General features: G+C 74.0%; 19 protein-coding genes. 11 read left to right on the top strand and 8 right to left on the bottom strand.

All coding sequences use genetic code 11. The features are described 5' to 3' along the window. The first annotated feature begins 190 nt into the window (after positions 1-190). From ahcY to efeB, 4 genes are all read left to right on the top strand, one after another. Positions 191-1690, top strand: a complete 1500-nt coding sequence (gene ahcY / locus GA0070213_RS08640; protein WP_091060355.1) for an adenosylhomocysteinase — start codon at positions 191-193, stop codon at positions 1688-1690. A gap of 258 nt (positions 1691-1948) precedes the next feature. Next, positions 1949-2983, top strand: a complete 1035-nt coding sequence (gene efeU / locus GA0070213_RS08635; RefSeq protein ID WP_342670492.1) for an iron uptake transporter permease EfeU — start codon at positions 1949-1951, stop codon at positions 2981-2983. Between the two features lie 31 nt (positions 2984-3014). Then, a complete protein-coding gene (efeO, locus tag GA0070213_RS08630) occupies positions 3015-4145 on the top strand; it encodes an iron uptake system protein EfeO (RefSeq protein ID WP_091060350.1) in 1131 nt (376 codons plus the stop codon). Beyond that, positions 4142-5464, top strand: coding sequence for an iron uptake transporter deferrochelatase/peroxidase subunit (gene efeB / locus GA0070213_RS08625; RefSeq protein ID WP_091060347.1), 1323 nt, complete (start codon positions 4142-4144; stop codon positions 5462-5464). Before efeO ends, efeB begins: the two co-directional genes overlap by 4 nt. A gap of 10 nt (positions 5465-5474) precedes the next feature. On the opposite strand, the gene GA0070213_RS32510 is transcribed toward efeB, so the two are convergent. After that, complete coding sequence (locus GA0070213_RS32510) at positions 5475-6404, bottom strand: RDD family protein (RefSeq protein WP_281182269.1); 930 nt, start codon at positions 6402-6404, stop codon at positions 5475-5477. Positions 6405-6446: 42 nt separating this feature from the next. Here GA0070213_RS32510 and GA0070213_RS08615 point away from each other — a divergent pair, with 42 nt between their 5' ends. Then, the gene (locus tag GA0070213_RS08615; protein ID WP_091060338.1) at positions 6447-7400 is read left to right on the top strand and encodes a stage II sporulation protein M; all 954 of its coding nucleotides are present in this window, start codon (positions 6447-6449) and stop codon (positions 7398-7400) included. On the opposite strand, the gene GA0070213_RS08610 is transcribed toward GA0070213_RS08615, so the two are convergent. The 5 genes from GA0070213_RS08610 to GA0070213_RS08590 are packed head-to-tail and all read right to left on the bottom strand — an operon-like array spanning position 7378 to position 12413. Continuing rightward, positions 7378-8688, bottom strand: a complete 1311-nt coding sequence (locus GA0070213_RS08610) for a DUF58 domain-containing protein (protein WP_091060335.1) — start codon at positions 8686-8688, stop codon at positions 7378-7380. The genes GA0070213_RS08615 and GA0070213_RS08610 overlap by 23 nt on opposite strands. Then, positions 8685-9659 carry an AAA family ATPase gene (locus GA0070213_RS08605; RefSeq protein ID WP_425412812.1) on the bottom strand — a complete coding sequence of 325 codons (975 nt, stop codon included), beginning with the start codon at positions 9657-9659 and terminating at the stop codon, positions 8685-8687. The genes GA0070213_RS08610 and GA0070213_RS08605 overlap by 4 nt, the downstream gene beginning before the upstream one ends. Positions 9660-9670: 11 nt before the next feature. Beyond that, positions 9671-10942, bottom strand: a complete 1272-nt coding sequence (locus tag GA0070213_RS08600) for a DUF4350 domain-containing protein (RefSeq protein ID WP_245716316.1) — start codon at positions 10940-10942, stop codon at positions 9671-9673. Further along, the gene (locus tag GA0070213_RS08595; RefSeq protein ID WP_091060325.1) at positions 10939-11562 is read right to left on the bottom strand and encodes a DUF4129 domain-containing protein; all 624 of its coding nucleotides are present in this window, start codon (positions 11560-11562) and stop codon (positions 10939-10941) included. Before GA0070213_RS08595 ends, GA0070213_RS08600 begins: the two co-directional genes overlap by 4 nt. Then, the gene (locus GA0070213_RS08590) at positions 11559-12413 is read right to left on the bottom strand and encodes a hypothetical protein (protein WP_091060320.1); all 855 of its coding nucleotides are present in this window, start codon (positions 12411-12413) and stop codon (positions 11559-11561) included. Before GA0070213_RS08590 ends, GA0070213_RS08595 begins: the two co-directional genes overlap by 4 nt. A 211-nt stretch (positions 12414-12624) precedes the next feature. Between GA0070213_RS08590 and mtrA the strand changes: the two genes are divergently transcribed. The 5 genes from mtrA (at position 12625) to hpf (ending at position 18500) form a co-directional block, all read left to right on the top strand. Then, positions 12625-13314: an MtrAB system response regulator MtrA gene (gene mtrA, locus GA0070213_RS08585; protein WP_091060316.1), complete on the top strand. Its 690-nt coding sequence runs from the start codon at positions 12625-12627 to the stop codon at positions 13312-13314. 70 nt (positions 13315-13384) lie between these two features. Next, positions 13385-15079, top strand: coding sequence for an MtrAB system histidine kinase MtrB (gene mtrB / locus GA0070213_RS08580; RefSeq protein WP_245716339.1), 1695 nt, complete (start codon positions 13385-13387; stop codon positions 15077-15079). Next, positions 15076-16893 (top strand): LpqB family beta-propeller domain-containing protein, encoded by a 1818-nt coding sequence (locus GA0070213_RS08575; protein WP_091060312.1) that lies wholly within the window; start codon positions 15076-15078, stop codon positions 16891-16893. Before mtrB ends, GA0070213_RS08575 begins: the two co-directional genes overlap by 4 nt. Before the next feature lie 49 nt (positions 16894-16942). Next, complete coding sequence (locus GA0070213_RS08570; RefSeq protein WP_175441287.1) at positions 16943-17605, top strand: ComF family protein; 663 nt, start codon at positions 16943-16945, stop codon at positions 17603-17605. 250 nt (positions 17606-17855) lie between these two features. Next, positions 17856-18500: a ribosome hibernation-promoting factor, HPF/YfiA family gene (gene hpf / locus GA0070213_RS08565; RefSeq protein WP_091060305.1), complete on the top strand. Its 645-nt coding sequence runs from the start codon at positions 17856-17858 to the stop codon at positions 18498-18500. Between the two features lie 47 nt (positions 18501-18547). Here hpf and GA0070213_RS08560 read toward each other — a convergent pair whose 3' ends face one another. Both GA0070213_RS08560 and GA0070213_RS08555 read right to left on the bottom strand, forming a co-directional pair. Then, on the bottom strand, positions 18548-19654 hold the full coding sequence (locus GA0070213_RS08560) for a GNAT family N-acetyltransferase (RefSeq protein WP_091060301.1): 1107 nt from the start codon (positions 19652-19654) through the stop codon (positions 18548-18550). After that, on the bottom strand, positions 19651-20808 hold the full coding sequence (locus tag GA0070213_RS08555; RefSeq protein WP_091060297.1) for a GNAT family N-acetyltransferase: 1158 nt from the start codon (positions 20806-20808) through the stop codon (positions 19651-19653). Before GA0070213_RS08555 ends, GA0070213_RS08560 begins: the two co-directional genes overlap by 4 nt. A gap of 170 nt (positions 20809-20978) precedes the next feature. On the opposite strand from GA0070213_RS08555, the gene secA reads away from it, so the two are divergent. After that, positions 20979-23879, top strand: a complete 2901-nt coding sequence (gene secA / locus GA0070213_RS08550; RefSeq protein WP_091060292.1) for a preprotein translocase subunit SecA — start codon at positions 20979-20981, stop codon at positions 23877-23879. Positions 23880-24178: the final 299 nt, after the last annotated feature.

Genomic DNA, 24178 nt, shown 5'->3' with positions numbered 1-24178 from the left:
AACGCGCGGGGAACCAAACCGGGGGGATGCACGGGGCGGCCGGGCCGTGGGCGGAAAGTCCGTTCACGACCGTCCGCCCCGTGCGCTGTCCAGCGTCGATCCGTCGCTCCCCCACGAACCGGCCCCGGGTGAGCCGGTTCACGCGCGTAAGGTGGAAGGCTGCGCAGCACTTCCTTCGACAGGAGCTTCCATGACCAGCACCCTCCCGGCGGCCACCAGCGGCCCGTCGTCCGGCGCCCGGCCGAGCACCCTCGCCGAGGGCGACTACAAGGTGGCGGATCTGTCGCTCGCCGAGTTCGGCCGCAAGGAGATCCGGCTCGCGGAGCACGAGATGCCCGGCCTGATGGCGATCCGGCGCGAGTTCGCCGACGCCCAGCCGCTCGCCGGCGCCCGCATCACCGGCTCGCTGCACATGACCGTCCAGACCGCCGTCCTGATCGAGACCCTGGTCGCGCTCGGCGCGCAGGTCCGCTGGGCGTCCTGCAACATCTTCTCCACCCAGGACCACGCCGCCGCGGCGATCGTGGTCGGCCCCGACGGCACCCCCGAGGCCCCGGCCGGCGTTCCGGTCTACGCCTGGAAGGGCGAGTCGCTGCCGGAATACTGGTGGTGCACCGAGCAGGTGCTCGCCTGGCCGGACGGGCAGGGCCCGAACATGATCCTCGACGACGGCGGCGACGCCACCCTGCTGGTGCACAAGGGCGCCGAGTTCGAGAAGGCCGGGGTCGTGCCGCCGGTGGAGTCCGCCGACTCCGAGGAATACGCGGTCATCCTCGAGCTGCTGCACCGCACGCTCGGTGAGGACAACCAGCGCTGGACCCGGATCGCCGCCGGCATCAAGGGCGTCACCGAGGAGACCACCACCGGCGTGCACCGGCTCTACGAGATGCACCGCGCCGGCACGCTGCTCTTCCCGGCGATCAACGTCAACGACTCGGTGACCAAGAGCAAGTTCGACAACAAGTACGGCTGCCGCCACTCGCTCATCGACGGCATCAACCGGGCCACCGACGTGCTGATCGGCGGCAAGATGGCCGTCGTGATGGGCTACGGCGACGTGGGCAAGGGCTGCGCCGAGTCGCTGCGCGGGCAGGGCGCCCGGGTCGTGGTGACCGAGGTCGACCCGATCTGCGCGCTGCAGGCGGCGATGGACGGCTACCAGGTCGCCACGCTCGACGACGTGGTGGAGCAGGCCGACATCTTCATCACCGCGACCGGCTGCTTCGACGTGATCACCAACGAGCACATGGCCCGGATGAAGCACCAGGCGATCGTCGGCAACATCGGTCACTTCGACAACGAGATCGACATGGCCGGCCTGGCCAAGCGCAGCGACGTCACCCGCGAGAACATCAAGCCGCAGGTCGACGTGTGGCGCTTCGACGACGGCCACGCCATCATCGTGCTCTCCGAGGGTCGCCTGCTGAACCTGGGCAACGCCACCGGGCACCCGAGCTTCGTGATGTCGAACTCGTTCGCCAACCAGACCATCGCGCAGATCGAGCTGTTCACCAAGACCGACGAGTACCCGATCGGCGTCTACGTGCTGCCCAAGCACCTCGACGAGAAGGTCGCCCGCCTGCACCTGGACGCGCTCGGCGCCAAGCTGACCACGCTCACCAAGGAGCAGGCCTCCTACCTGGGCGTCTCCCCGGAGGGGCCGTTCAAGTCGGAGCACTACCGCTACTGAGTCCCACGCCCGGAGGGGACCGGGGTCGGCCGTCGCGCGGCCGTCCCGGTCCCCTCCGTCGTACGTGGGGTCGAGAGGGGTCATCCGGCCCTGGCGGGTGCGGCCGTCCCGGGTGAGGCTGAGTCGACCGTCCGGTGGTCGGGCATCGGTCGACCAGGGTGACGTTGCCGGGAACAACTTGACGCGGTGCCGGAACAGGAGCAAGGTATGGCTGCCCTAAGTTAACTGAGGCATGCCTGACCTACTACGGAGTAACGGATGTTCGCCACGTACCTGATCGGCCTGCGGGAGGGCCTGGAAGCGACCCTGGTGGTCAGCATCCTGGTCGCCTTCCTGGTGAAGTCGCAGCGGCGTGACCGGCTGCCCCAGGTCTGGGCCGGCGTCGGCCTGGCCGTGGCGCTCTCCGTCGTCTTCGGCTCGCTGATCCAGTACACCTCGACCTCGCTGCTGCGCACCTCCGAGTCGCGCGAGTTCTTCGAGGCGGTCACGTCGGTCGCCGCCGTCGTCTTCGTGACCTGGATGATCTTCTGGATGCGCCGGGCGGCCCGGTCGATCGCCGGCGAGCTGCGCGGCAAGCTCACCGAGGCGCTCGCCGTCGGATCGCTGGCGGTCGCCGGGATGGCCTTCCTCGCGGTGGTCCGGGAGGGCCTGGAGACCGCGCTGATCTTCTACGCCGCCGCCGAGAGCGTGGCCGGCGGCACCGGGGCGGGCTCGCTGCTCGCCCTGATCGGCGGCATCGTCACCGCCGTGGTCATCGGCTTCGGGCTCTACCGCAGCGCCCTGAAGATCAACCTGAGCCGCTTCTTCACCTGGACCGGCGCGCTGCTGATCCTGGTCGCCGCCGGCATCCTCAAGTACGGCGTGCACGACTTCCAGGAGGCCGGCGTGCTGCCCGGCCTGAACAACCAGGCCTTCGACATCTCCGCCACGCTCGACCCGAACGCCTGGTACGGCGCGCTGCTCGCCGGCATGTTCAACATCACCGCCGCGCCGACCGTGCTGGAGCTGATCGCCTGGGTCGCCTACGCGGTGCCGGTGCTCGTGCTCTTCCTCCGCAAGCCCACCGCGGCGCCTGCCAAGCCCGCCGCGAGCACCCCGGCCCCGAGCCCCGCCGGGACCACGGCCGTCACGAGCCCGGCCGTCACGAGCCCGGCCGAGACGACGGCGGCCCCGGTCGAGCCGGCCCGGCCGATCGCGACGCCCACCGAGGCCGAGCCCGCCGCCCCGGTCGACGAGACCGTCCCGGCCGAGCGACCGCAGCCGGCCGCCGCCGCCCCGTCCCCGCGCGCCTGACCCGCCCGTCCTTCGAGGAGAACCCGCACCGATGCGTACCACTCGATTCGTCGCGCCCGCCGCCGCCGGGTTGCTCGCCGTCGCCGGACTGACCGGTTGCGGGGGCGGTGACGACGCCGACGCCACGGCGGGCGGCCCGATCGCCGTCAAGGCCACCGACACCGCCTGCGAGGTGGGCAGCACCGCGATCGACGCCGGTCAGGTGACCTTCAAGGTGACGAACACCGGTTCCAAGGTCAACGAGTTCTACGTCTACGCCGCGGGTGACCGGGTGATGGGCGAGGTCGAGAACATCGCTCCGGGGCTGAGCCGTGAACTGCGCGTCGAGCTGCCCGCCGGGACGTACGAGACCGCCTGCAAGCCGGGGATGAGCGGCCGGGGCATCCGGGGCGCGCTGAAGGTCAGCGGCACCGCCGCGAGCGTCGCGCCGGACGCCGCGCTCACCGAGGCCACCGCCAGCTACCAGCGCTACGTCCGCAGCCAGACCGCCGCGCTGCTGACCAGGACCGAGGAGTTCGTGGCCGCGGTCAAGGCCGGCGACGTGGCGAAGGCCAAGGCGCTCTACCCGGTGGCCCGCACCTACTGGGAGCGGATCGAGCCGGTCGCGGAGAGCTTCGGCGACCTCGACCCGAAGATCGACGGCCGCGAGGAGGTGGTCGAGGAGGGCATGGAGTTCACCGGCTTCCACCGGATCGAGAAGGACCTCTGGACCACCGGCGACATCAGCAAGGACGGCCCCATCGCCGACCAGCTCCTGGTCGACGTCAAGGCGATCGTGGCCAAGGCCGACGCCGAGAAGCTCACCCCGCTCCAGCTCGCCAACGGCGCCAAGGCGCTGCTCGACGAGGTCGCCAGCGGCAAGATCACCGGCGAGGAGGAGCGGTACTCGCACACCGACCTCTGGGACTTCAACGCCAACCTGGAAGGCTCGAAGGCCGCCGTCGCCGCGCTGCGCCCGGCCCTGGAGCAGCGCGCACCCGACCTGGTCAAGCAGCTCGACGCCGAGTTCGCCGACGTGGAGGCCGTGCTCGGCAAACACCGGGCCGGCGACGGCTGGAAGCTGCACACCCAGCTCAGCAAGGCCGAGCTGAAGGAGCTGTCGGACCGGATCAACGCGCTGGCCGAGCCGGTCAGCAAGATCGCAGCGGCCGTCGCGCGATGACCACTCCGACCGGCGGTGACGCGACGAGCGAGCCGACGAACCAGCCGGCCGGCCGCCGGGTCTCCCGGCGGCGGGCGATGACCCTGGCCGGCGTCGGTGCGGCCGGGGTGGCCGGCGTGGCGGCCGGCGCGGGCGCGCTGCTCGCCGGTGGCGGCCAGGCGTCGGCGACCGGGACCGCCGCCGGGGCGGTGCCGTTCCTCGGCGAGCACCAGGCCGGCATCACCACCGCCGCCCAGGACCGGCTGCACTTCGTCGCGTTCGACGTGGTCACGAAGGACCGGGACCGGCTGGTCGCGATGCTGCAGGAGTGGACCGCCGCCGCGGCCCGGATGACCGCCGGCAAGGACGCCGGGCTGATCGGCGCGGTCGGCGGCATGCCGGAGGCGCCGCCGGACGACACCGGTGAGGCGCTCGGCCTGCCCCCGTCGCAGCTCACCGTCACCGTGGGCTTCGGCCCGTCGCTGTTCCGCGACGCCCAGGGCCGGGACCGCTTCGGCATCGCCGACCGCCGCCCCGCCGCGCTGGCCGACCTGCCGCACTTCGCCGGCGACGCGCTCAAGCCGGAGCTGTCCGGGGGCGACATCTGCGTCCAGGCCTGCGCCAACGACCCGCAGGTGGCGGTGCACGCCATCCGCAACCTGGCCCGGATCGGCATGGGCGTGGTCAGCGTCCGCTGGTCGCAGCTCGGCTTCGGGCGTACCTCGTCGACGTCGCGCGACCAGGCCACGCCGCGCAACCTGTTCGGCTTCAAGGACGGCACCGCCAACCTCAAGGCCGAGGACGCCGGCCTGCTCCGGGAGCAGCTGTGGGTGCAGCCGGGCGACGGCCCGGACTGGATGGCCGGCGGTTCCTACCTGGTCACCCGCAAGATCCGGATGCTGATCGAGACCTGGGACCGCAGCCCGCTGGCCGAGCAGGAGATGATCACCGGCCGGACCAAGGGCAGCGGCGCCCCGCTGGGCCGCCGCGACGAGTTCGACGAGCCGGACTTCGCCGCGAAGGGCGACGACGGTCAACCGGCCATCGCGGAGAACGCGCACGTGCGGCTCGCCCACCCGGACCAGAACGGCGGCGCCCGCCTGCTGCGTCGCGGCTACAACTTCGTGGACGGCTCGGACGGGCTGGGCCGGCTCGACGCCGGACTGTTCTTCATCGCCTACCAGCGGGACCCGCGCAAGCAGTTCGTGCCGATCCAGACCCGGCTGGCCCGCAACGACGCGATGAACGAATATCTGCGGCACGTCTCCAGCGGCCTGTTCGCCTGCCCGCCCGGCGTGCGCGACGCGGCCGACTGGTGGGGGCGGGCGCTGTTCTCCTGAGCCGGGGCCGTCAGCGGCGTACCGGAGCGGGCCCGGCGGGTTCCGGCGCGGCCCGCCGCAGCGGCGCCCGGACCGGCGCGGCCGGCGCCGGGGCCAGCTCCGGCCAGAGCGCGTCGGTGACCGCGCGGGCCCGACCCGACCGGTACGCGGCGCGGCGCCTCCGCTCGGCCAGCACGGCGGACAGGTACGCCCACTCCGGCGCGCGCCACGGCGGCGGCGGCGACGTCACGGCGGCCACCTCCGCCCACAGTTCCCGGCCCAGCCGGACCGCCTCCGGCGCGGCGAGCTGCGGCAGCCGGTCGACGTACTGCCGGACGGCCAGAGCCAGCCCGTCGTCCACCCGGGTCAGGTCGAGCGTGGCCGACCAGGCCAGCAGCGGCGGCACGGCCGGCGGCAGCGGCCGCCACACCCCGGCGCCCCGGGTGTGCACCACGAGCGTGCCGGCCACCAGGTCGCCCAGCCGCCGCCCGCGCGCGTCGGTGAGCATCACCGTCACGGTCGCCGCCCAGCTCAGCAGCGGCAGCACCAGGCCGGGCCACTCCACCGCGACGCCGACCAGCGCCCGGGTCACCGACTGCCCGACCCCGACCGGCCCGCCGTCGGCCCGCACCACCCGCAGCCCCACCGCCAGCTTGCCCACCGTCCGGCCACCGGCGAACCGCTCCATCACCACCGGGTAGCCGACGAAGACCAGCACCACCAGCACCACCTGGAGGCCGCCGGCCAGGGCGGCGTCCAGCACGTCCGGCGGCAGCGCGAGCACCAGCATCGACAGCGCCGCGCCGAGCACGAGCGCGAGGCCGATCTGGACGACCAGGTCGACCAGCAGGGCGAGCACCCGGGAGCCCAGCCGGGCCACCCGGACGTCCAGCTCCACCGCCTCGCCGCTGACCAGACCGGCGTCGGCCCACCGCGAGGCCGGGGGAGGTTGCGCGCGCACCCCGACAGTGAACACCATGGACGCCGGACGGGGGAGGCACGAGTGGATCTCGACGCGTACGCGGCGGAGCACGGCGCCGAGTGGCGCCGGTTGGAGCAGTTGACCGGCCGGCGTCGTCTGGAGCCGACCGAGGTCGACGAGCTGGTCACGCTTTACCAGCGCACCGCCACCCACCTCTCCACGCTGCGCAGCCGGGCCCCCGAGCCGGCGCTGGTCGGGCGGCTGTCCCACCTGGTCCTCGCCGCCCGCGCCCGGATCACCGGTCGCCCCCGGCCGTCCTGGGCGTCGGCGCGCCGGTTCCTGCTGGCCGACCTGCCCGCCGCCCTCTACCGCGCCTGGCCGTGGTGGTGCGGCGTCGCCACCGGGTTCAGCGCGCTGACCGCGTTCCTCATCTGGTTCGTCGCCGGCCATCCGGACACCGCCGCCGCCTTCATCGGCGCCGAGTCGGCCCGGCAACTCGTCGACTCCGGCTTCGCCGGCTACTACACCGAGTTCGCCGCGCCGACCTTCGCCTTCCACCTGTGGACGCACAACGCCTGGCTGGCGGCCCAGTGCCTGGCCGCCGGCGTGCTGGTGCTGCCGGTGTTCTGGCTGCTGTGGCAGAACGCGCTGAACATCGGCGTGGTGGGCGGGGTGATGATCTCCTACGACCGGGCGGACGTCTTCTTCGGCATGATCACGCCGCACGGCCTGCTGGAGTTGACCGGCATCCACCTCGCCGCCGGGGTCGGGCTGCGGACCGCCTGGGCCTGGATCGCCCCGCCCGCGCATCTCGGCCGCGGCCGGGCGGTCGCCGAGGCCGGGCGGGCGGCCATCGTGGTCGCGGCCGGCCTGGTCGGGCTGTTCGCGGTCTCCGCGCTGCTGGAGGCGTTCGTCACCCCGGCACCGCTGCCGGTGGCCGCGCGGGTGGCCGCCGGCGCCCTGGTCTGGGCGGGCTTCCTGGCCTACGCGCTGCTGCTCGGCCGGCACGCGGTCAGAGCTGACCGGAGGCCTTGAGCCGCAGGTAGGTGTCGGCCACGGCGGGCGCGAGCCGGTCGGCGGCCACGTCCACCACGGTCACCCCGTGCCGGGACAGGGCGGCGCGCACCCGGTCCCGCTCGGCGAGCGCGCGCCAGGCCGACGCGGCCGCGTACGGGTCGTCGGGGCCGGCCGGGGTGGCGGTGGCGAGCCCGGTCAGCACCGGATCGTGGGTGGCTGCCAGCACCACCCGGTGTCGGGCCGCCAGCCGGGGCAGGACCGGCAGCAAGCCCTCCCGCACCGCGCCCGGGTCCAGCGCGGTGAAGAACACCACCAGGCTGCGCCGTCGCTCGCGCCGCAGCACCTCGGCGGCGACCAGCTCGAAGTCGGTCTCGGCCAGCGCCGGCTGGAGCGGCGCCATCGCCTCGACCAGGCGGGTGAGCAACGCCGGGCGGCCGCTGCCGGTCACCCGGGCCCGCACGGCGGTGTCCACGGCCAGCAGGTCCACCCGGTCGCCGGCCCGGGCGGCCAGCGCGGTGAGCAGCAACGCCGCGTCGATCGCGGTGTCCAGCCGCGGCTCGTCGCCGAGCCGGACCGCCGAGGTGCGGCCGGTGTCCAGCACGCAGACGAGCCGCCGGTCGCGTTCCGGGCGCCAGGTGCGGACCAGCACGTCGGCGCGGCGGGCGCTGGCCCGCCAGTCGATCGACCGGACGTCGTCGCCGACCGCGTACTCGCGCAGGGTGTCGAACTCGGTGCCGTGGCCGCGCCCGCGCGTCACCTGCACGCCGTCGATGACCCGCAGCCGGGCCAACTTCTCCGGCAGGTGTCGCCGCGAGTCGAAGCGCGGCAGCACCCGCAGCGTCCACTGTGGCGTGACGGGGCGTTCGGCGCGCTGCCGGAAACCCAGCCGCATCGGCCCGAGGGAACGTACGGTCAGCGCCACCGCCGGCCGGTCGCCGCGCCGGGTCGGGGTGAGGCGGACCGGCAGGGTGGCCGTGCCGCCGGGCGGCACGGCCAGCACGTCGTGCGCGGCCCGTTCGGGGCGTGCCCCGGCCGACGGCACCCACGCGTCCCGCACCTGGGCGCGCAGCGTCCGGTCGGTGGGGTTGGCCAGGTGCAGGGTGACGGTGGCGGTGCCGCCGAGCCGGACCGTCCGGTCGCCGGTGCGGTGCACGGTGAGCGCGTGCGGCGGGGCGGCGAGCGCCCGGTCGAGCGCCACCAGCAGCAGCACCACCGCGGTCAGCACGGCGACGCCGAGGAACGGCGCCGGCCAGGCCGGCAGCGTCGCGGCGCCCGCCGCGAGCAGCAGGCCCGCCCGCCAGGTCATCGCGGCGTCGGCACGGTGGCCAGCACCGAGTCCAGCACGGCGTCCACCGTGACGCCCTCCAGCTCCACCTCGGGCCGGGCCCGGAGCCGGTGCCGCAGCGTGGGGCGGGCGACCGCCTTCACGTCGTCCGGCGTGACGTGGTCGCGGCCGGCCAGCCAGGACCACGCCTTCGCGGTGGCGAGCAGCGCGGTGGCGCCCCGGGGTGAGGCGCCCAGCTCCAGGGCGGGCGTGGACCGGGTGGCGCGGCAGAGGTCCACGATGTAGCCGAGCACCGGTTCGGCGACGTGCACCGCGTGGGCCTCCGCGCGGGCGGCGGCGAGGTCGGCCGCGCCGGCCACCGGGCGTACGCCGGCGGCACGCAGGTCGCGCGGGTCGAAGCCGGCGTGGTGCGCGCGGAGCACGCCCAGCTCCTCGTCCCGGCCCGGCAGCGGCACGGTCAGCTTGAGCAGGAAGCGGTCGAGCTGCGCCTCGGGCAGCGGGTAGGTGCCCTCGTACTCGACCGGGTTCTGGGTGGCCGCGACGATGAACGGCTCGGGCAGCGGACGGCGCTCGCCCTCGACGGACACCTGCCGTTCCTCCATCACCTCCAGCAACGCCGACTGGGTCTTGGGCGGGGTGCGGTTGATCTCGTCGGCGAGGAGCAGGTTGGTGAAGACCGGCCCCTCGCGGAACGTGAACGCGGCGGTGCGCGGGTCGAAGATCAGCGAGCCGGTGACGTCGCCGGGCATCAGGTCGGGGGTGAACTGCACGCGCTTGGAGTCCAGGTCGAGCGCGGTGGCCAGGGTGCGGACCAGCAGCGTCTTGGCCACCCCCGGCACGCCCTCCAGCAGTACGTGCCCGCGGCAGAGCAGCGCGATCACCAGCCCGGTGACCACGGCGTCCTGCCCGACGACCGCCTTGCCCACCTCGGCGCGCAGCCGGTGCAGGGCGGCGCGGGCGTCCGACGGGGCGGTGGGCGACGCGGCGGCGATGACGGGTCCGGTCACCGGGGTTCTCCTTCGCTCGGATGCGGGGCCAGGGTACGGGTCAACGTGTCCAGCTCACGGGCCAGCTCCAGCAGCTCCCGGTCGTTGTCCGGGGCGGGGCCGTGCAGCAGCTCGGCCACCCGTTCCGGGTCGCCGCCGGTGCCGGCCGCGACCCGGACCGCCACCTCCTCGTCCGGGGTGTCCGGCGGAAGGTTGAGCCGGGGCAGGATGCGGCCCAGCGCGGCGTCCCGCAGCGTCGCGGCGACGGTGTCCCGCGCGCCCGCCCGCCGGTAGAGCCGGGCCCGGCCGCGAACCGTCTCGGCGGACCGGACGGCCACCGGCAGCGGCTCCGCCACCGGTGGCCCGAGCCGGCGGGCCCGCCAGAGGACCACCAGCAGCCCGGCCACGGCGAGCTGCGCCAGGATCGCCCAGAACCAGGTCGGGAACGCGCCCCACAGCGGGTTGTCGACGCCCGGCGGCGGATCCGTCCGCTCGGGGCGTGCCTGGGCGGTCCCGCTCGGCGCGGGCGCGCCCTCGACCTCTCGGGTCGGCGACGGGCTCGGGCGGGTCGGCTCGGGTTCGGGCGCGGGCAGGTCCAGCCACACCACCGGTCGACCGCCGCTGCCGAGCAGGCCGGTGGCGAGGGCCCGGTTGCCCCACTCGTCGATCCGGTCGTTGCGGAACGGGTCGCTGGCGCCGACCAGCACGATCTCCGTGCCGCCGGGGATCCGCAGCAGCGCGCCGCCGTAGCAGCGGTCGGCGCGGTCCGGCCCGGCGTACCGCTGGCGGTCGACCGCGGCGGTGCCGGCGCGCACCGCCTCGGGCAGCCGGCACGACGCCTCGTCGGCGTCCGGCGGCAGGGCCCGGGCGGCCCAGCGTCGGTCGGTCGGTTCGGCCGGCGCGCCCAGCTCCACGAGCGCGCGGCGGGACGGCTCGACCAGCACCAGCCGGCTGCCGGGCGGCAACGCGGTCAGGACGGCCAGACTGTCCGGCCGCAGCAACTCGGGCGCCGGCACGAACAGCGTGCTCGGCGTGGCCCCGGCGGTGCGCAGCGCGGCGGCCGTGTCGGTCGCCCGGCTCGCCGACACCCCCTGCGCCGCCAGCGCCTCGGCGAGGCGGCTGCCTCCGTCGTCGTCGGTGGCCACCGGGGAGAGGAAGCCGCGTTCGTCCGCGTCGGGCTGGTCCACCTCGTGCAGGACCAGGGTGGTCACGACCAGCAGCAGGCCCAGCCCGAGCGGGATCAGGATCCGAGGCCAGCGGCGGCGCGTCGACGCCGGAGTCGCGGTCACCGCGATTCCTCCTCGCCGGTCAGCTCACGCCGCAGGTCGGCGGCGAGGGCGCGCATCCGCTGGTCGTGCCCGGCGGTGGCGGGGCGTCGGGCGTACCAGAGGTCGGAGAAGATGGTGCCGGCGGCGTGCAGGGTCGGCCGCAGCGTCGGCCGGTTCCGCGCCGCGGCCTCGGTCACCTCGGTGACGGTGAGCCCGGCCCGCGGCTCCACCAGCTGCCGGGTGACCAGGAGCCGGACCATCTCGCGCAGCCGTTCCCGGACCGCCTCGGCGTAGCGGCCCTCGGCGGCCAGCCGGTCGGCCGTGGCGGGGTGGTCGACCGGGTCGGCCGGCGCCTCCCGGGGGGCGGGCACGCGCGCCGCCGGCAGGTCCGTCCGGCGTCGGCGGGTGGGCCGGCGCGGGCGAGGTCGCCGGAACCGGGGCAGCCGGAACCGGAACCGGGGCAGCCGGGGCCGGCGGAACCGGGGCAGCGTGAACCGGGGCAGCCGGCGCGGCACCCAGGCCGGGAAGGAATACCAGGCCAGGGCGGCGAGCAGCGCGGCGGCCAGGAGCAGCAACGCGGCCAGCGGCAGGGGCACCACATCACCGAGCGCGGCGACCGTCTCGGTCCACCACCGGCTCACCGCCGGGCCGCCAGCAGCACGGGCTCCGGTACGCCGGCCGGCGCGCGGGAGAGCCGGATGTCCAACCCCTCGGTGCGGATCCGGGTCTCCAGGTGCAGCACCGCGTCCAGGCAGGCCAGCGCCGGGTAGGCGAGCGTGTTCACCGCCGCCTGCGCGGCGACCGCCACCGGCAGCGCCCAGGCCGACACGTCGAACAGGCCCAGCAGCCCGAGACCGTAGGGGACACCCAACCCGATGCCCACCCGGACCAGCCACCAGCCCAGGTAGCCGAGCAGCCGGACGGCGCCGGCGCGCCCGCCGACCCGGCCGGCGAGCCGGACCGCCCGCCCCGGGGCCCGGTGTGCCGGCACCCCGTCGAGCATCAGCACCGGCACCACCAGGCCGAGCAGCCCGTACGCCACGAACCAGGCGGGGCCGGCCAGCCCGGCGAGGCCGACGATCAGCCCGACCGTGACCGCGGCGAGCACTGTCGCGCCCGGGCGGGCGGCGCGCAGCAGCTCCGACGGCGCGAGGCGGCGGCCGAGCAGCGCCGCGCCGCCGCCACGCGCGGCCGGATTGCCCAGCAACGCGATGATCATGGCTTCGGTGGCGGCGCCGACCGCGAGCAGCAGCCAGTACCAGCCGAGGCGCGGCTCACCGCCGGCCCAGCCGCCCGGCCACCAGCCCGGCGGGTGGGCGCCGGCCAGCATCCGCACCGGGTGGAGCAGGACCTGCTCGGCCAGCGCCAGCGGGAGGGCCAGCGGAAGGAGCACCCGGGCCTGGTCACGCAGGAGCAGGACGGCGGCGTCCAGCAGCTCGCCGACGGTCAGCGGGCGGCGCGGGAGCACCGCGGTCGGGCCGGCGTCGGACACGCGTTCTCCTGGGCGGCGGGGCAGAGGTGGCGGGCGGGGCGACACCCGGGGGATCATGGTTGCACGGCGGGTCCGCATCCGGTGGACCCGTCCGCCGAGGCGCGCCACGCCGTCCGGGCGCGCCGCCGGCTGTGGTGCACGGGCGCGCTCGGCGCTACCGTGCCGGAAAGACTCCGACCTCCGACTGAACGGGGATGGAACGATAAACCCCATGAGAGCCCGCGTACTCGTGGTCGACGACGACCCCGCCCTTGCCGAGATGCTCGGCATCGTGCTGCGCAGCGAGGGCTTCGTGCCGTCCTTCGTCGCCGACGGAGAACGGGCATTGGCCGCGTTCCGCGACAGCCGGCCCGACATCGTCCTGCTGGACCTGATGCTGCCCGGCATGAGCGGCATCGACGTGGCCCGGGCGATCCGGGCCGAGTCCGGCGTGCCCATCGTGATGCTGACCGCCAAGAGCGACACCGTCGACGTGGTGCTGGGGCTGGAGTCCGGCGCCGACGACTACGTGGTCAAGCCGTTCAAGCCCAAGGAGCTGGTGGCCCGGATGCGGGCCCGGTTGCGGCGCGGCGAGGACGTCGCGCCGGAGCTGCTCACCATCGGCCCGCCCGGCAACCAGATCACCATCGACGTGCCGGCGCACACGGTCAGCCGGGACGCCGAGGAGGTGAAGCTGACGCCGCTCGAGTTCGACCTGCTGGTCGCGCTCGCCCGCAAGCCGCGCCAGGTCTTCACCCGCGAGGTGCTGCTGGAGCAGGTGTGGGGCTACAGGCACGCCGCCGACACCCGGCTGGTCAACGTGCACGTGCAGCGGCTGCGCGCCAAGATCGAGCCGGACCCGGAGCGACCCGAAATCATCCTCACCGTTCGGGGCGTGGGCTACAAGGCGGGCACCGGATAACCTGGGCAGCACTGTGGTGACCGCCTCGCTGCCCGACCCGCCGACTCACGCGTCCCGCCGGCTGCACGCCGTGCGGGCGCTCCGGCGCGACCTGGTCGGCCGGTCGGTCCGGTTCGTCGCGGGCGTGCGCCAGGCCTGGCGGCGGTCGCTCCAGGTCCGCGTGGTCACCATCACGCTGGTGGCGTCGAGTCTGCTGGTGGGCGGTTTCGCCTACCTGATCGCCGACAAGATCACCAACATCCTGCTGGAGAATGCCCAGACCGACGTCCGGTTGCGGCTGAACAACGGCAGCGAGTACGCCGCGAAGCAGTTCAACCTCTACAGCCAGCCGCAGGAGGCCCAGCTCCAGGACACCATCGACGGCACGGTCAACTACCTGGCCGGCGGTGACCCGGCGCAGACCAGCGGCGTGGTGGTGGCGATCACCGCCGACAACTTCGCCGAGTTCATCGAGCCGCGGGTGTCACCGGACGTGCCGGTCCGGTCGGTGATCGGCGACGAGCTGCGGAGCGCCGTGGCGTCCGGCAAGGTGGCCCACCGGATCCGCACCGGCGCGCTCGGCGGGGAGCGCACGAAATACCTGGTCTACGGCTCCCCGGTGCCGACCAAGTTCGGGCAGGTCGAGCTCTACTACCTCGTACCCCTGGCCCGGCAGGACGCCACGGCGGCCGACGCCCGCGCCACGGTGGTGGCCACCGGCGTGGCCCTGGTGCTCCTGCTCGGGCTGCTGGCCGCCCTCGTCACCCGCCTGGTGGTGACCCCGGTCCGGGTCGCCGCGCGCACCGCCCAGCGGCTCTCCGCCGGGCTGCTCGACCAGCGCATGGTGGTCTCCGGCGAGGACGACCTGGCCCTGCTCGCCGCCTCGTTCAACCAGATGGCGACCAACCTGCAACGGCAGATCCTCCGGCTGGAGGAGATGTCCCGCCTGCAACGCCGGTTCACCTCGGACGTCTCGCACGAGCTGCGTACCCCGTTGACCACGGTGCGGATGGCGGCCGACCTGATCTTCACCGAGCGCGACGGGTTCGAGCCGGCGGTGGCCCGCAGCGCCGAGCTGCTCCAGGCCGAGCTGGACCGGTTCGAGGAGCTGCTCACCGACCTGCTGGAGATCAGCCGGTTCGACGCCGGCTTCGCGGTGCTGGACAGCGAGCCCACCGATCTGGTGCCGGTGGTGCACCGGGTGACCGAGCGGCTGGCCGGGCTGGCCGAGCGGGTCGGGGTCGCCATCGAGCTGGACCTGCCGGGCACGCCGGTGATCGCCGAGGTCGACCCGCGCCGGGTCGAGCGGGTGCTGCGCAACCTGGTCGGCAACGCGGTCGAGCACGGCGAGGCCAAGCCGGTGCGGATCACCCTGGGGATGGACCAGAGCGCGGTGGCGGTCACCGTGCGGGACCACGGCGTCGGCCTGAAGCCGGGCGAGGAGAAGCTGGTCTTCAACCGGTTCTGGCGGGCCGACCCGTCCCGGGCCCGACAGACCGGTGGCACCGGCCTCGGGTTGTCGATCAGCCTGGAGGATGCCCGGCTGCACGGCGGCTGGCTGGAGGCGTGGGGCGCGCCGGGGCAGGGCGCCCAGTTCCGGCTGACCCTGCCGGCCCGGGCCGGCGACCGGCTCACCACCTCGCCGCTGCGACTGGTGCCGGCCGACGCCACCCTGCCGTTCGGCGGGCCGCGTGACGGCGGCCTGCTCGCCATCGGCCCGGGCAGCGGCGCGGGGGCGCTGGCCATCGGTCCCGCCGACACCGAGCCCGCGGAGGTCCGACCATGAGCGCGAGGAGCGGGCCGGGCCGGCGAGTGCGGCGCCTGGTGGTCGGGCTGCTGGCCGGCGTGCTGCTGTTCCCGGCCGGCTGTGGCATCCCGGCCGAGACCGACGTCCAGGTCGACGGCTCGGTGCCGGTCGCCGAGCCCGGCTCGCTCAACGGGCCCCCGGCCTCGCCGCCGGCGCCGACCGACAGCGACGAGCCCGTGCCGTTCATCGAGAACTACCTGCGGGCGGCCGCCGCCGGGGAGCGGGACCAGGCCTACGCGCGGGCGCGCACGTTCCTCGCCGGCGAGGCCCGGAACCAGCTCCCGGGCAAGCCGCAGACCAGCGAGATCGAGCTGACCGTGGTGCGGCTGCGGGCGAAGGAGAGCACCCCGCTGAACAACGAGGGCACCAGCACGGTCCGGCTCAAGGTGCAGCAGATCGGGGTGCTGGGCGCCGACGGCACGCTCGGTCCGCCGGAGGCCACCGAGACTGAGTACGTCTTCGAGCTGCGCCGCGCCGAGCCTCCCGGCAGCGGGTTGTTGATCACTCGGCTGCCGAACGTGCTGTTGACCAGCGACTCGGCGTTGCGTGAGTTCTACCGCCAGCACAAGGTCTACTTCTGGAACTCGGACCAGACCCGTCTGGTGCCCGACCTGCGCTACCTGCCTGCGGTGCCGGCCGAACGCCTCGTCACCGAGGTGGTGAAGTGGCTGGCCGGCGGCCCGTCCGACTGGCTGAGGCCCGGGGTGACCGGGCTGCCCGACCGGACCCGGCCGATCAACAACGCCACCGGCGGGAACTCCCAGTGGGAGGTCAACCTGGACATGCCCGGGGCCAACGAGGAGCGGTTGGCCCGGCTCGGCACCCAGCTGGCGTGGTCGCTGCCGGGGCTGACCGGCCAGCTCGACCTGAAGATCCAGAACCAGAAGCGGTTCAGCGTCGACCTGGCGCGGGAGCGCACCGAGCACGACGCCTACCCGCGTGGGGTGGATCCGACGCGGTTCAGCGTCTACGACGGCGTCATCCATCCTCTCGCGCTCGCCAGTGAGCGGCGGGGCTCGGTGCCGCTCCTGGCCACGGAGAACCGCAACGTGGTGTCCGCGTCGATCGCCCACGCCGACGAGCAGGTGCTCGCCGCGATGGTGGTGACCGGGCCGGACCGGCGCCTCCGGCTCAAGGTGGGCACCGGCCTCGATCCGGTGGCGGTGTTCAACAGCAACGCGGCGACGTTCGGCACGATGAGTCGACCCACCTGGCTGCGCTCGCTGGACGGGGCCCACCCGGCGGGTCTGGTGGCGGCGGACGGCAAGCTCTACCGGTTCGACGGGGCGGCCGGGCTCAGCCCGGTCCCGCTCAACGTGGCCGGGAAGGTGGTGGCGGTGGCCGGGTCCCTCGACGGTCACCGGATCACGCTGGTGAGCGGCGGCGCGGTCTACGTCGCGCCGGTGAACGTCGACGGTGGCGTGGTCAGCCTGGGCCAACCGCGTCGGCTGCCGACGGTGCTGACCGGCGTCACGGCCGCCGACTGGATCTCGGAGGACCAACTGGTTCTCGCCGGCAACGACCCGGACCGGCGTCCGGTCATCCACCAGGTGAGCGTCGACGGTGTCTTCGACTCCCCGCTCAAGAACGACATCGGTTCGGCGGTGGTGACCCAGCTCGCCGGGTATCCGGGCAGCGGGGACCGCGGGCTGCCGGCGTTCTCGTTCATGTACGAGGCGAACGGCGCGGCCTACCAGAACAACCCGTTCGGGTTCATCAAGCGCCAGCAGGTGCTGGACCTGCCGGCGGGCAGCCGGGTGGTCAACCCGACCGCGCCCTTCTTCCTCTACTGAGGCTCCGGTGCCGGATCTGGGCGGGCTCTTCTCGGACCTGACCGATCTGGTGCTGCCGACCGGGTGCGCCGGCTGCGCGGCGTGCGCACCGGGGCTGCGGCAGGGCTTCTGCCCGCGCTGCGTGGACGAGCTGGAGTCGTTGCGCCCCGGGCCGACCCGCCCCGATCCGGCGCCCCCCGACCTGCCGCCCTGCGTCGCCCTCGGCCCGTACGCCGGGGCGCTGCGCGAGGGACTGCTGGCGTACAAGGAACGGGGCCGGCACGGGCTGGCCCGGCCGCTGGGCGCGTTGCTGGCCGAGGTGGTGGCCGTGGCGGTGGGGCAGCAGCCCGGCCCGGTGACCCTGGTGTGGGTGCCGGACACCGCCCGGGCGGCGCGGGCGCGGTACGGCGACCACCTGGAGCGGATGGTGCGTCCGGCCGCGGCGCGGCTGCGCGCGGCCGGCTGGCAGGTGCATGTGCGGCGGCCGCTGCGGGCGTCGCCCCGGCCGGACTCGGTGGCGCTGGACAGCGCCGGCCGGGCCGCGGCGGCGGAGTCGGCGTTCCGGCTGCGCCGGCCGGCGTCGGCGGCGTCGGCGGGAACCGTGGTGCTGCTCGACGACATCGTCACCACCGGTGCCACGCTGGCGGCGGCGAGCCGGAAATTGCGCGGCGCGGGAATGACGCCAAAGGTCGCGGCGGTGCTCGCGGCAACGCAAAAGCGGCGGCGATGGTGACGCTTCGTGCATCCCTTTCACCCCATGGTGTATGAGGTGTTAAATTTCGCGACCGCTCTCGGCAACCGGGGGTGACTGCCGGCCGAACAGGAGTTAGCGTTTCGGTGTCGGGGGTAGTGAGGATGCCAACCTTCCCCCGGCACTGGAAGGAGGCGTAGCCGAACACCACCGGTCGACGCCGAGCGGAGCTCTCCCAGGCGCGTCGACCGGACGATCCGGACCGAACGACCGTCCGAACAAGGGAGGTCACGTGGACATCGTGGTCAAGGGCCGTAACGTCGAAGTGCCGGACCATTACCGGGTGCACGTAGCCGAGAAACTCGCAAAGATCGAACGCTACGACCACAAGCTCATTCGCGTGGATGTGGAGTTGTTCCACGAGCGCAATCCGCGCCAGGCCGACCACTGCCAGCGGGTGGAGATCACCTGCGTCACGCGCGGCCCGGTGATCCGGGCCGAGGCCTGCACGAACGACTTCTACAGCGCGCTCGACGCCGCCATCGCCAAGCTGGACACCCGTTTCCGTCGGGCGGCCGACCGCCGCCGGGTGCACCGCGGGCGGCACGCGCCGCTCTCGGTGGCCGCCGCGACCGCCGGCCTGCCGGTGGCCGACCTCGACGGGCCGGGGCTGGCGTCGCTCAACGGGCACGGCACGGCCACTGCCGTGGCCGACCGTCCCGACCAGAGCGGTCACGAGGAGCCCGACGACCAGCCGTGGCACATCGCCCGGGAGAAGGTCCACCCCGCCGAACCCATGACCGTCGACGACGCGTTGTTCCAGATGGAGCTGGTCGGCCACGACTTCTACCTGTTCCTGGACAAGGAGTCCGGCCGCCCGAGTGTGGTCTACCGCCGCCGCGCCTACGACTACGGCATCATCTCGCTCGACACCTGACCCGTTGACCCTGATCCGGGGCCCCCACCCGCTCGCGGGGGCCCCGCTCAGTCCCGGTCCGAGGCCAGCCGGCCGAAGACCACCGAGTCGGTGCGGGCGCCGTCCACGCCGGGCATCCGCCCGCGCAGCACCCCCTCCCGCCGGAAGCCGGCCCGTTCCAGCACCCGCTGGGAGGCGACGTTCTCCACCCGGGTGCCGGCCCAGAGCCGGGCCACTCCGACGTCGAACGCCCAGCCGGCGAGCAACCGGACCGCGCGGGTGGCCAGCCCCCGACCGCGGGCCTCGGGCAGCACGCTGTAGCCCAGCGTGGCCTGGCCGATGGCCGGCTCGTCGTACCCCAGGGCGCAGCCGCCGACCAGCACGCCGGTGGCCGCGTCCAGGATCGCCAGGTCGGCGGCGTCGCCGGCCAGCCAGTAGCCGGCCGCCAGCCGGCAGCGTCGCGCGATCGACTCCCGGTCCGGCGGCACCGGCGGCACCCGGTTCGCCACCACCTCCGGCAGCGTGTGCAGCCGGTGCAGCGCATCGACGTCCGCCGGCTCCAGCCGGCGCAGCGTCACCACACCGTCGGTGAGCCGGCCGCCGGGCAGGTCCGGCAGCAGCCGGGCGGTCGGCCCGGGCGGGTCGTCGGCCAGCCGCACCCAGGCCACCAGGTCGTGGCGTACGCCGTCGCGTGCCGCGCTCGCCGCCCGACGGACCCCCTCGTGCCGGTAGCCGCAGGCCAGCGCGGCCCGTTGGCTCGCCTCGTTCTCCCGGTGGGTGAGCAGTTCCAGCCGGGCCGCGCCGGCGGCGAAGGCGCGCTCGCCGAGTGCCCGGGTGGCGGCGGTCGCCACGCCCCGCCCACGGGCCCACGGCACCACCCAGTAGCCGATCTCGAAGTCCGCCCGCGCCACGGCGAGCCGGGTCAGCCCGATGCCGCCGAGCAGCCGGTCGGTTTCCGGGTCGGCGATCGCGTACGCGCAGCCGCCGGCGGCCCACACGGCCGGCTCGCCCTCGGTGATCCACCACCGGGCGCTGTCCGCGTCGTACTCGTCGGGCAGGGCCGGCAGGAACCGCCGGGTCTCCGGGTCGGCGCAGCCGGCCACCAGGTCCGGCACGTCGGCCGGCCCGGTCCGCCGCAGGCGTACCCCGTACGCCTCGATCGTCTCGGGGATCACCTGAGGTCCTGCGGCAGCAGCCCGCCCACCCACACGTCCTGCCGCTCGCCGCGGTGCTGGATGCCGCCGCGCAGCGTGCCCTCGACGGTGAAGCCGGCCTTCTCGGCGGCCCGGCGGGACGCGGTGTTGCCGACGTTGGCCCGCCACTCGACGCGGGCCAGGCCGAGCGTGGTGAAGCCCCAGGCGCAGAGCGCGATGAGCGCGGCCGGCAGAAAGCCCCGACCCCGGGCGTGCGGCGCGGTCATGAAGCCGACGTCGGCCACCAGCGGGTCGGCGGCGAAGATCCGCAGGTCGAGCGAGGCGACGTAGTCGTCCTCCGCGTCGGCCACCGCGAACATCGCCGCGGTGCCCCGGGCCCACGCCGGCCGCACCAGGTCCCGCAGGTAGCCCTCGGCGTGTTCGGGCCGGTACGGGTGCGGCACCGTGGTCCAGCGCACCGTCTCCTCGTCCTGGCAGGTGCGGGTGACCGCGGTCAGGTCCTTCTCCTCCAGCGCGCGCAGCCTCAGCTCGGTGTCGCCGGCGGTGGCGAACAGGACGGGCTGCGGTCGACCGAAGACCGCCGCCCGCCGGGCCTGGAGCGTGGCCGGGCCGAACGGCACCGGATCGCCCGGCGCGGCCAGGTCGGTCGGGAGGAGGGAGCCGATCCACCCGTCCGGCCGGCCCCCGTCGGCGGGGTGGGCCAGCCGCAGCTCGCCCTCCACGCGGAAGCCGGCGCGCAGCGCGACCAACCGGGAGGCGTGGTTGCCGATCTCGGCCTGCCAGGTCAGCCGGCGCAGCTTGAGCGCGTCGAACGCCCAGCGGGCGACGGCCCGGGTGGCGCGCACCGCGACGCCACGCCCGCGGGCCCACGGCGCGGTCCAGTAGCCCACCTCGGCCGAGTCCAGCGCGCGGTCGACCGAGACCAGGCCGCACGAGGCGAGCAACTCCCCGGTGTCGGCGTCGCAGACCGCGAACGGCGCCCCGGTGTCCTGCGCCCACGCCGTCGCGCTGATCGTGGTCACGAACGCGAGGGCGTGTTCGGGCAGGTACGGGCGAGGTACGGTGGTCCAGCGCTGGATGTCCGGGTCCTGGCAGGCGCGGTGCACCTCGTCGGCGTCCGCCGCCCGCCAGGGGCGCAGCAACAGCCCGTCCTCGACGATCTCCACAGGCTCCATCCGAGCCATGGTGCCGGATCGTTCGCGGACGGCGTAACCCGATTTGCGGCCGCCGGGCACACGGTCGCGGCGTTATGTCGGGTTCGCGGGTCCGGACCGCCGCCACCAGTGACCATCGCCGCGCCGGAGCGCCTACGATGGTTCGAGACCGTCTAGGGGAGCGTTGATCCGTGTCGATTCTGGAAAAGGTCCTTCGCGCCGGCGAGGGCCGCATGGTGCGTCGGCTGAAGGCCATCGCGGCCGCCGTCAACTCGATCGAGGACGACTACGTCAACCTCAGCGACGACGAGCTGCGCGGCATGACCGACCAGTTCAGGGAGCGGCTCGCCGACGGCGAGACCCTCGACGACCTGCTGCCGGAGGCGTTCGCGGTGTGCCGCGAGGCCGCCTCGCGGGTGCTCGGCCAGCGGCCCTACGACGTCCAGGTGATGGGGGGCGCGGCGCTGCACTTCGGCAACATCGCCGAGATGAAGACCGGTGAGGGCAAGACGCTCACCTCGGTCATGCCGGTCTACCTGAACGCGCTCGCCGGCAAGGGCGTGCACGTGATCACCGTGAACGACTACCTGGCCGAGCGGGACGCCGCCTGGATGGGCCGGGTGCACGAGTTCCTCGGGCTCGACGTCGGCGTGGTGCTGCCCAACCGGCCCGCCACCGAGCACCGCGCGGCCTACGAGTGCGACATCACCTACGGCACCAACAACGAGTTCGGCTTCGACTACCTGCGCGACAACATGGCCTGGTCGAAGGAGGAACTGGTCCAGCGCGGCCACTTCTTCGCGGTCGTCGACGAGGTCGACTCGATCCTCATCGACGAGGCTCGCACCCCGCTGATCATCTCCGGCCCGGCCGAACACTCCGCCCGGTGGTACCAGGAGTTCGCCACCGTGGTGGCCCGCCTCCAGCCCGGCACCGACGGTGAGGGCGACTACGAGGTCGACCACGCCAAGCGCACCATCGCGGTGACCGAGCGCGGGGTGGCCCGGGTCGAGGACCGGCTCGGCATCGACAACCTCTACGAGTCGGTGAACACGCCGCTGGTCGGCTACCTCAACAACGCGATCAAGGCCAAGGAGCTCTACAAGCGCGACAAGGACTACATCGTCAGCGACGGCGAGGTCCTGATCGTCGACGAGTTCACCGGCCGCATCCTGCACGGCCGCCGCTACAACGAGGGCATGCACCAGGCGATCGAGGCCAAGGAGGGGGTGGAGATCAAGCAGGAGAACCAGACCCTGGCCACCATCACCCTCCAGAACTACTTCCGCCTCTACGAGAAGCTCTCCGGCATGACCGGTACGGCCCAGACCGAGGCGGGCGAGTTCAACAAGGTCTACAAGGTCGGCGTCGTGACCATCCCGACGCACCGGCCGATGGTCCGGATGGACCGGCCCGACGTCATCTACAAGACCGAGAAGGCCAAGTTCAACGCCGTCGTCGAGGACATCGCCGAGCGGCACGAGCAGGGCCAGCCGGTGCTGGTCGGCACCGTCTCGGTGGAGAACTCTGAGATCCTGTCGCACATGCTGCGCCGCCGCGGCATCCCGCACTCGGTGTTGAACGCGAAGTTCCACGCCAAGGAGGCGGAGATCGTCGCCCAGGCCGGGCGCAAGGGCGGGGTCACGGTCGCCACCAACATGGCCGGCCGGGGCACCGACATCCTGCTCGGCGGCAACCCCGAGTTCCTCGCCGCCAACGAGCTGCGCCAGCGCGGCCTCGACCCGGTCGAGCAGCCGGAGGAGTACGCCAAGGCGCTCGAGGAGATCCTGCCGACCTGGAAGCAGGCCTGCGACGCCGAGGCGGAGGAGGTCGCCGCCGTCGGCGGGCTCTACGTGCTCGGCACCGAGCGGCACGAGTCCCGGCGGATCGACAACCAGCTGCGCGGTCGCGCCGGCCGGCAGGGCGACCCGGGCGAGTCCCGCTTCTACCTGTCGCTGCAGGACGAGCTGATGAAGCGGTTCCGGGCCGGTGCGGTCGAGGCGGTGATGGACCGCTTCAACATCCCGGAGGACGTGCCCATCGAGTCGAAGATGGTCACCCGCCAGATCAAGAGCGCGCAGGCCCAGATCGAGGGGCAGAACGCCGAGATCCGGAAGAACGTCCTGAAGTACGACGAGGTGCTGAACAAGCAGCGCCAGGTGGTCTACGCCGAGCGTCTCCGGGTGCTCAACGGCGAGGACCTCTCCGACCAGGTCCGCAACATGATCGACGACGTGGTCGGCGCGTACGTGGTCGGCGCGACGAGCGACGGCTACGCGGAGGACTGGGACCTCGACCAGCTCTGGTCCAGCCTGAAGCAGCTCTACCCGGTCGGCATCACGGTCGAGGAGCTGGAGGAGGAGGTCGGCTCCCGCGCCGGCCTCGACCAGGACTTCCTGCTCGCCCGCCTCAAGGAGGACGCGAACGCCGCGTACGACCGGCGGGAGGAGCAGCTCGGTGAGGAGGCGGTCCGCCAGCTGGAGCGGATGGTCCTGCTCCAGGTGATCGACCGCAAGTGGCGCGAGCACCTGTACGAGATGGACTACCTCCAGGAGGGCATCAGCCTGCGGGCGTACGCCCAGCGCGACCCGGTCATCGAGTACCAGCGCGAGGGCTTCGACATGTTCGCCACCATGATGGACGGCATCAAGGAGGAGACGGTCGGCTTCCTCTACAACCTGGACGTGCAGGTCGAGGAGGCCGAGCCGGAGGCGGAGGAGGAGGTGCAGCTGCTGGAGAAGCCGGTGGAGATCCGGGCCAAGGGTCTCAACCGCACGCCGCAGCAGCAGGGCCTGCAATACTCCGCGCCGGCCGTCGACGGGGAGGCCGGTCGCGGCGCTCCGGTGATCGAGCGGGTCGAGCAGCAGGCGCCGGCGCTGGGCATCGGCCAGCCGTCGGAGCGTCCCGCCGCCTCCGGGCCGCGCCGGGCGCCGGCCGGGGCCAGTGGCCAGGCGGTCGCCGCGAGCAGCGCCCGACGGGCCGCGTCGCCCCAGGTCGACGGCGGTGAGGGCCCGTCCCGGAACGCGCCCTGCCCGTGCGGCTCCGGCCGCAAGTACAAGCGCTGCCACGGTTCGCCCAACGGCGGCAACTGACCTCCAGCGCGTCGCCCGACGGGCCCCGGCCACCGGCCGGGGCCCGTCGGCGTCCCACCTCGTCCCACCCGGCGCCTGAGTGGAACGGCATGGGTGTGTCACGGCCCGGCAGACACCCATGGTGTTCCACTCGGGTGCCATTCTGACCGTGAGTGGAACGGCATGGGTGTGTCATGGCCGGGTGGACACCCATGACGTACACCCGGCTGTCGGGCGACCCCCTTGGGGAGACGCTCCCGACACGACCCCCGCGACCGCCCGTGCGGCCGTGCGGAACCGGCGGTTGATCAAGGAGTTGG

The organism is Micromonospora humi, assembly GCF_900090105.1.
GTDB classification, from domain to species: Bacteria; Actinomycetota; Actinomycetes; order Mycobacteriales; family Micromonosporaceae; genus Micromonospora; species Micromonospora humi.
This window is presented reverse-complemented; position numbering and strand designations above follow the sequence as displayed.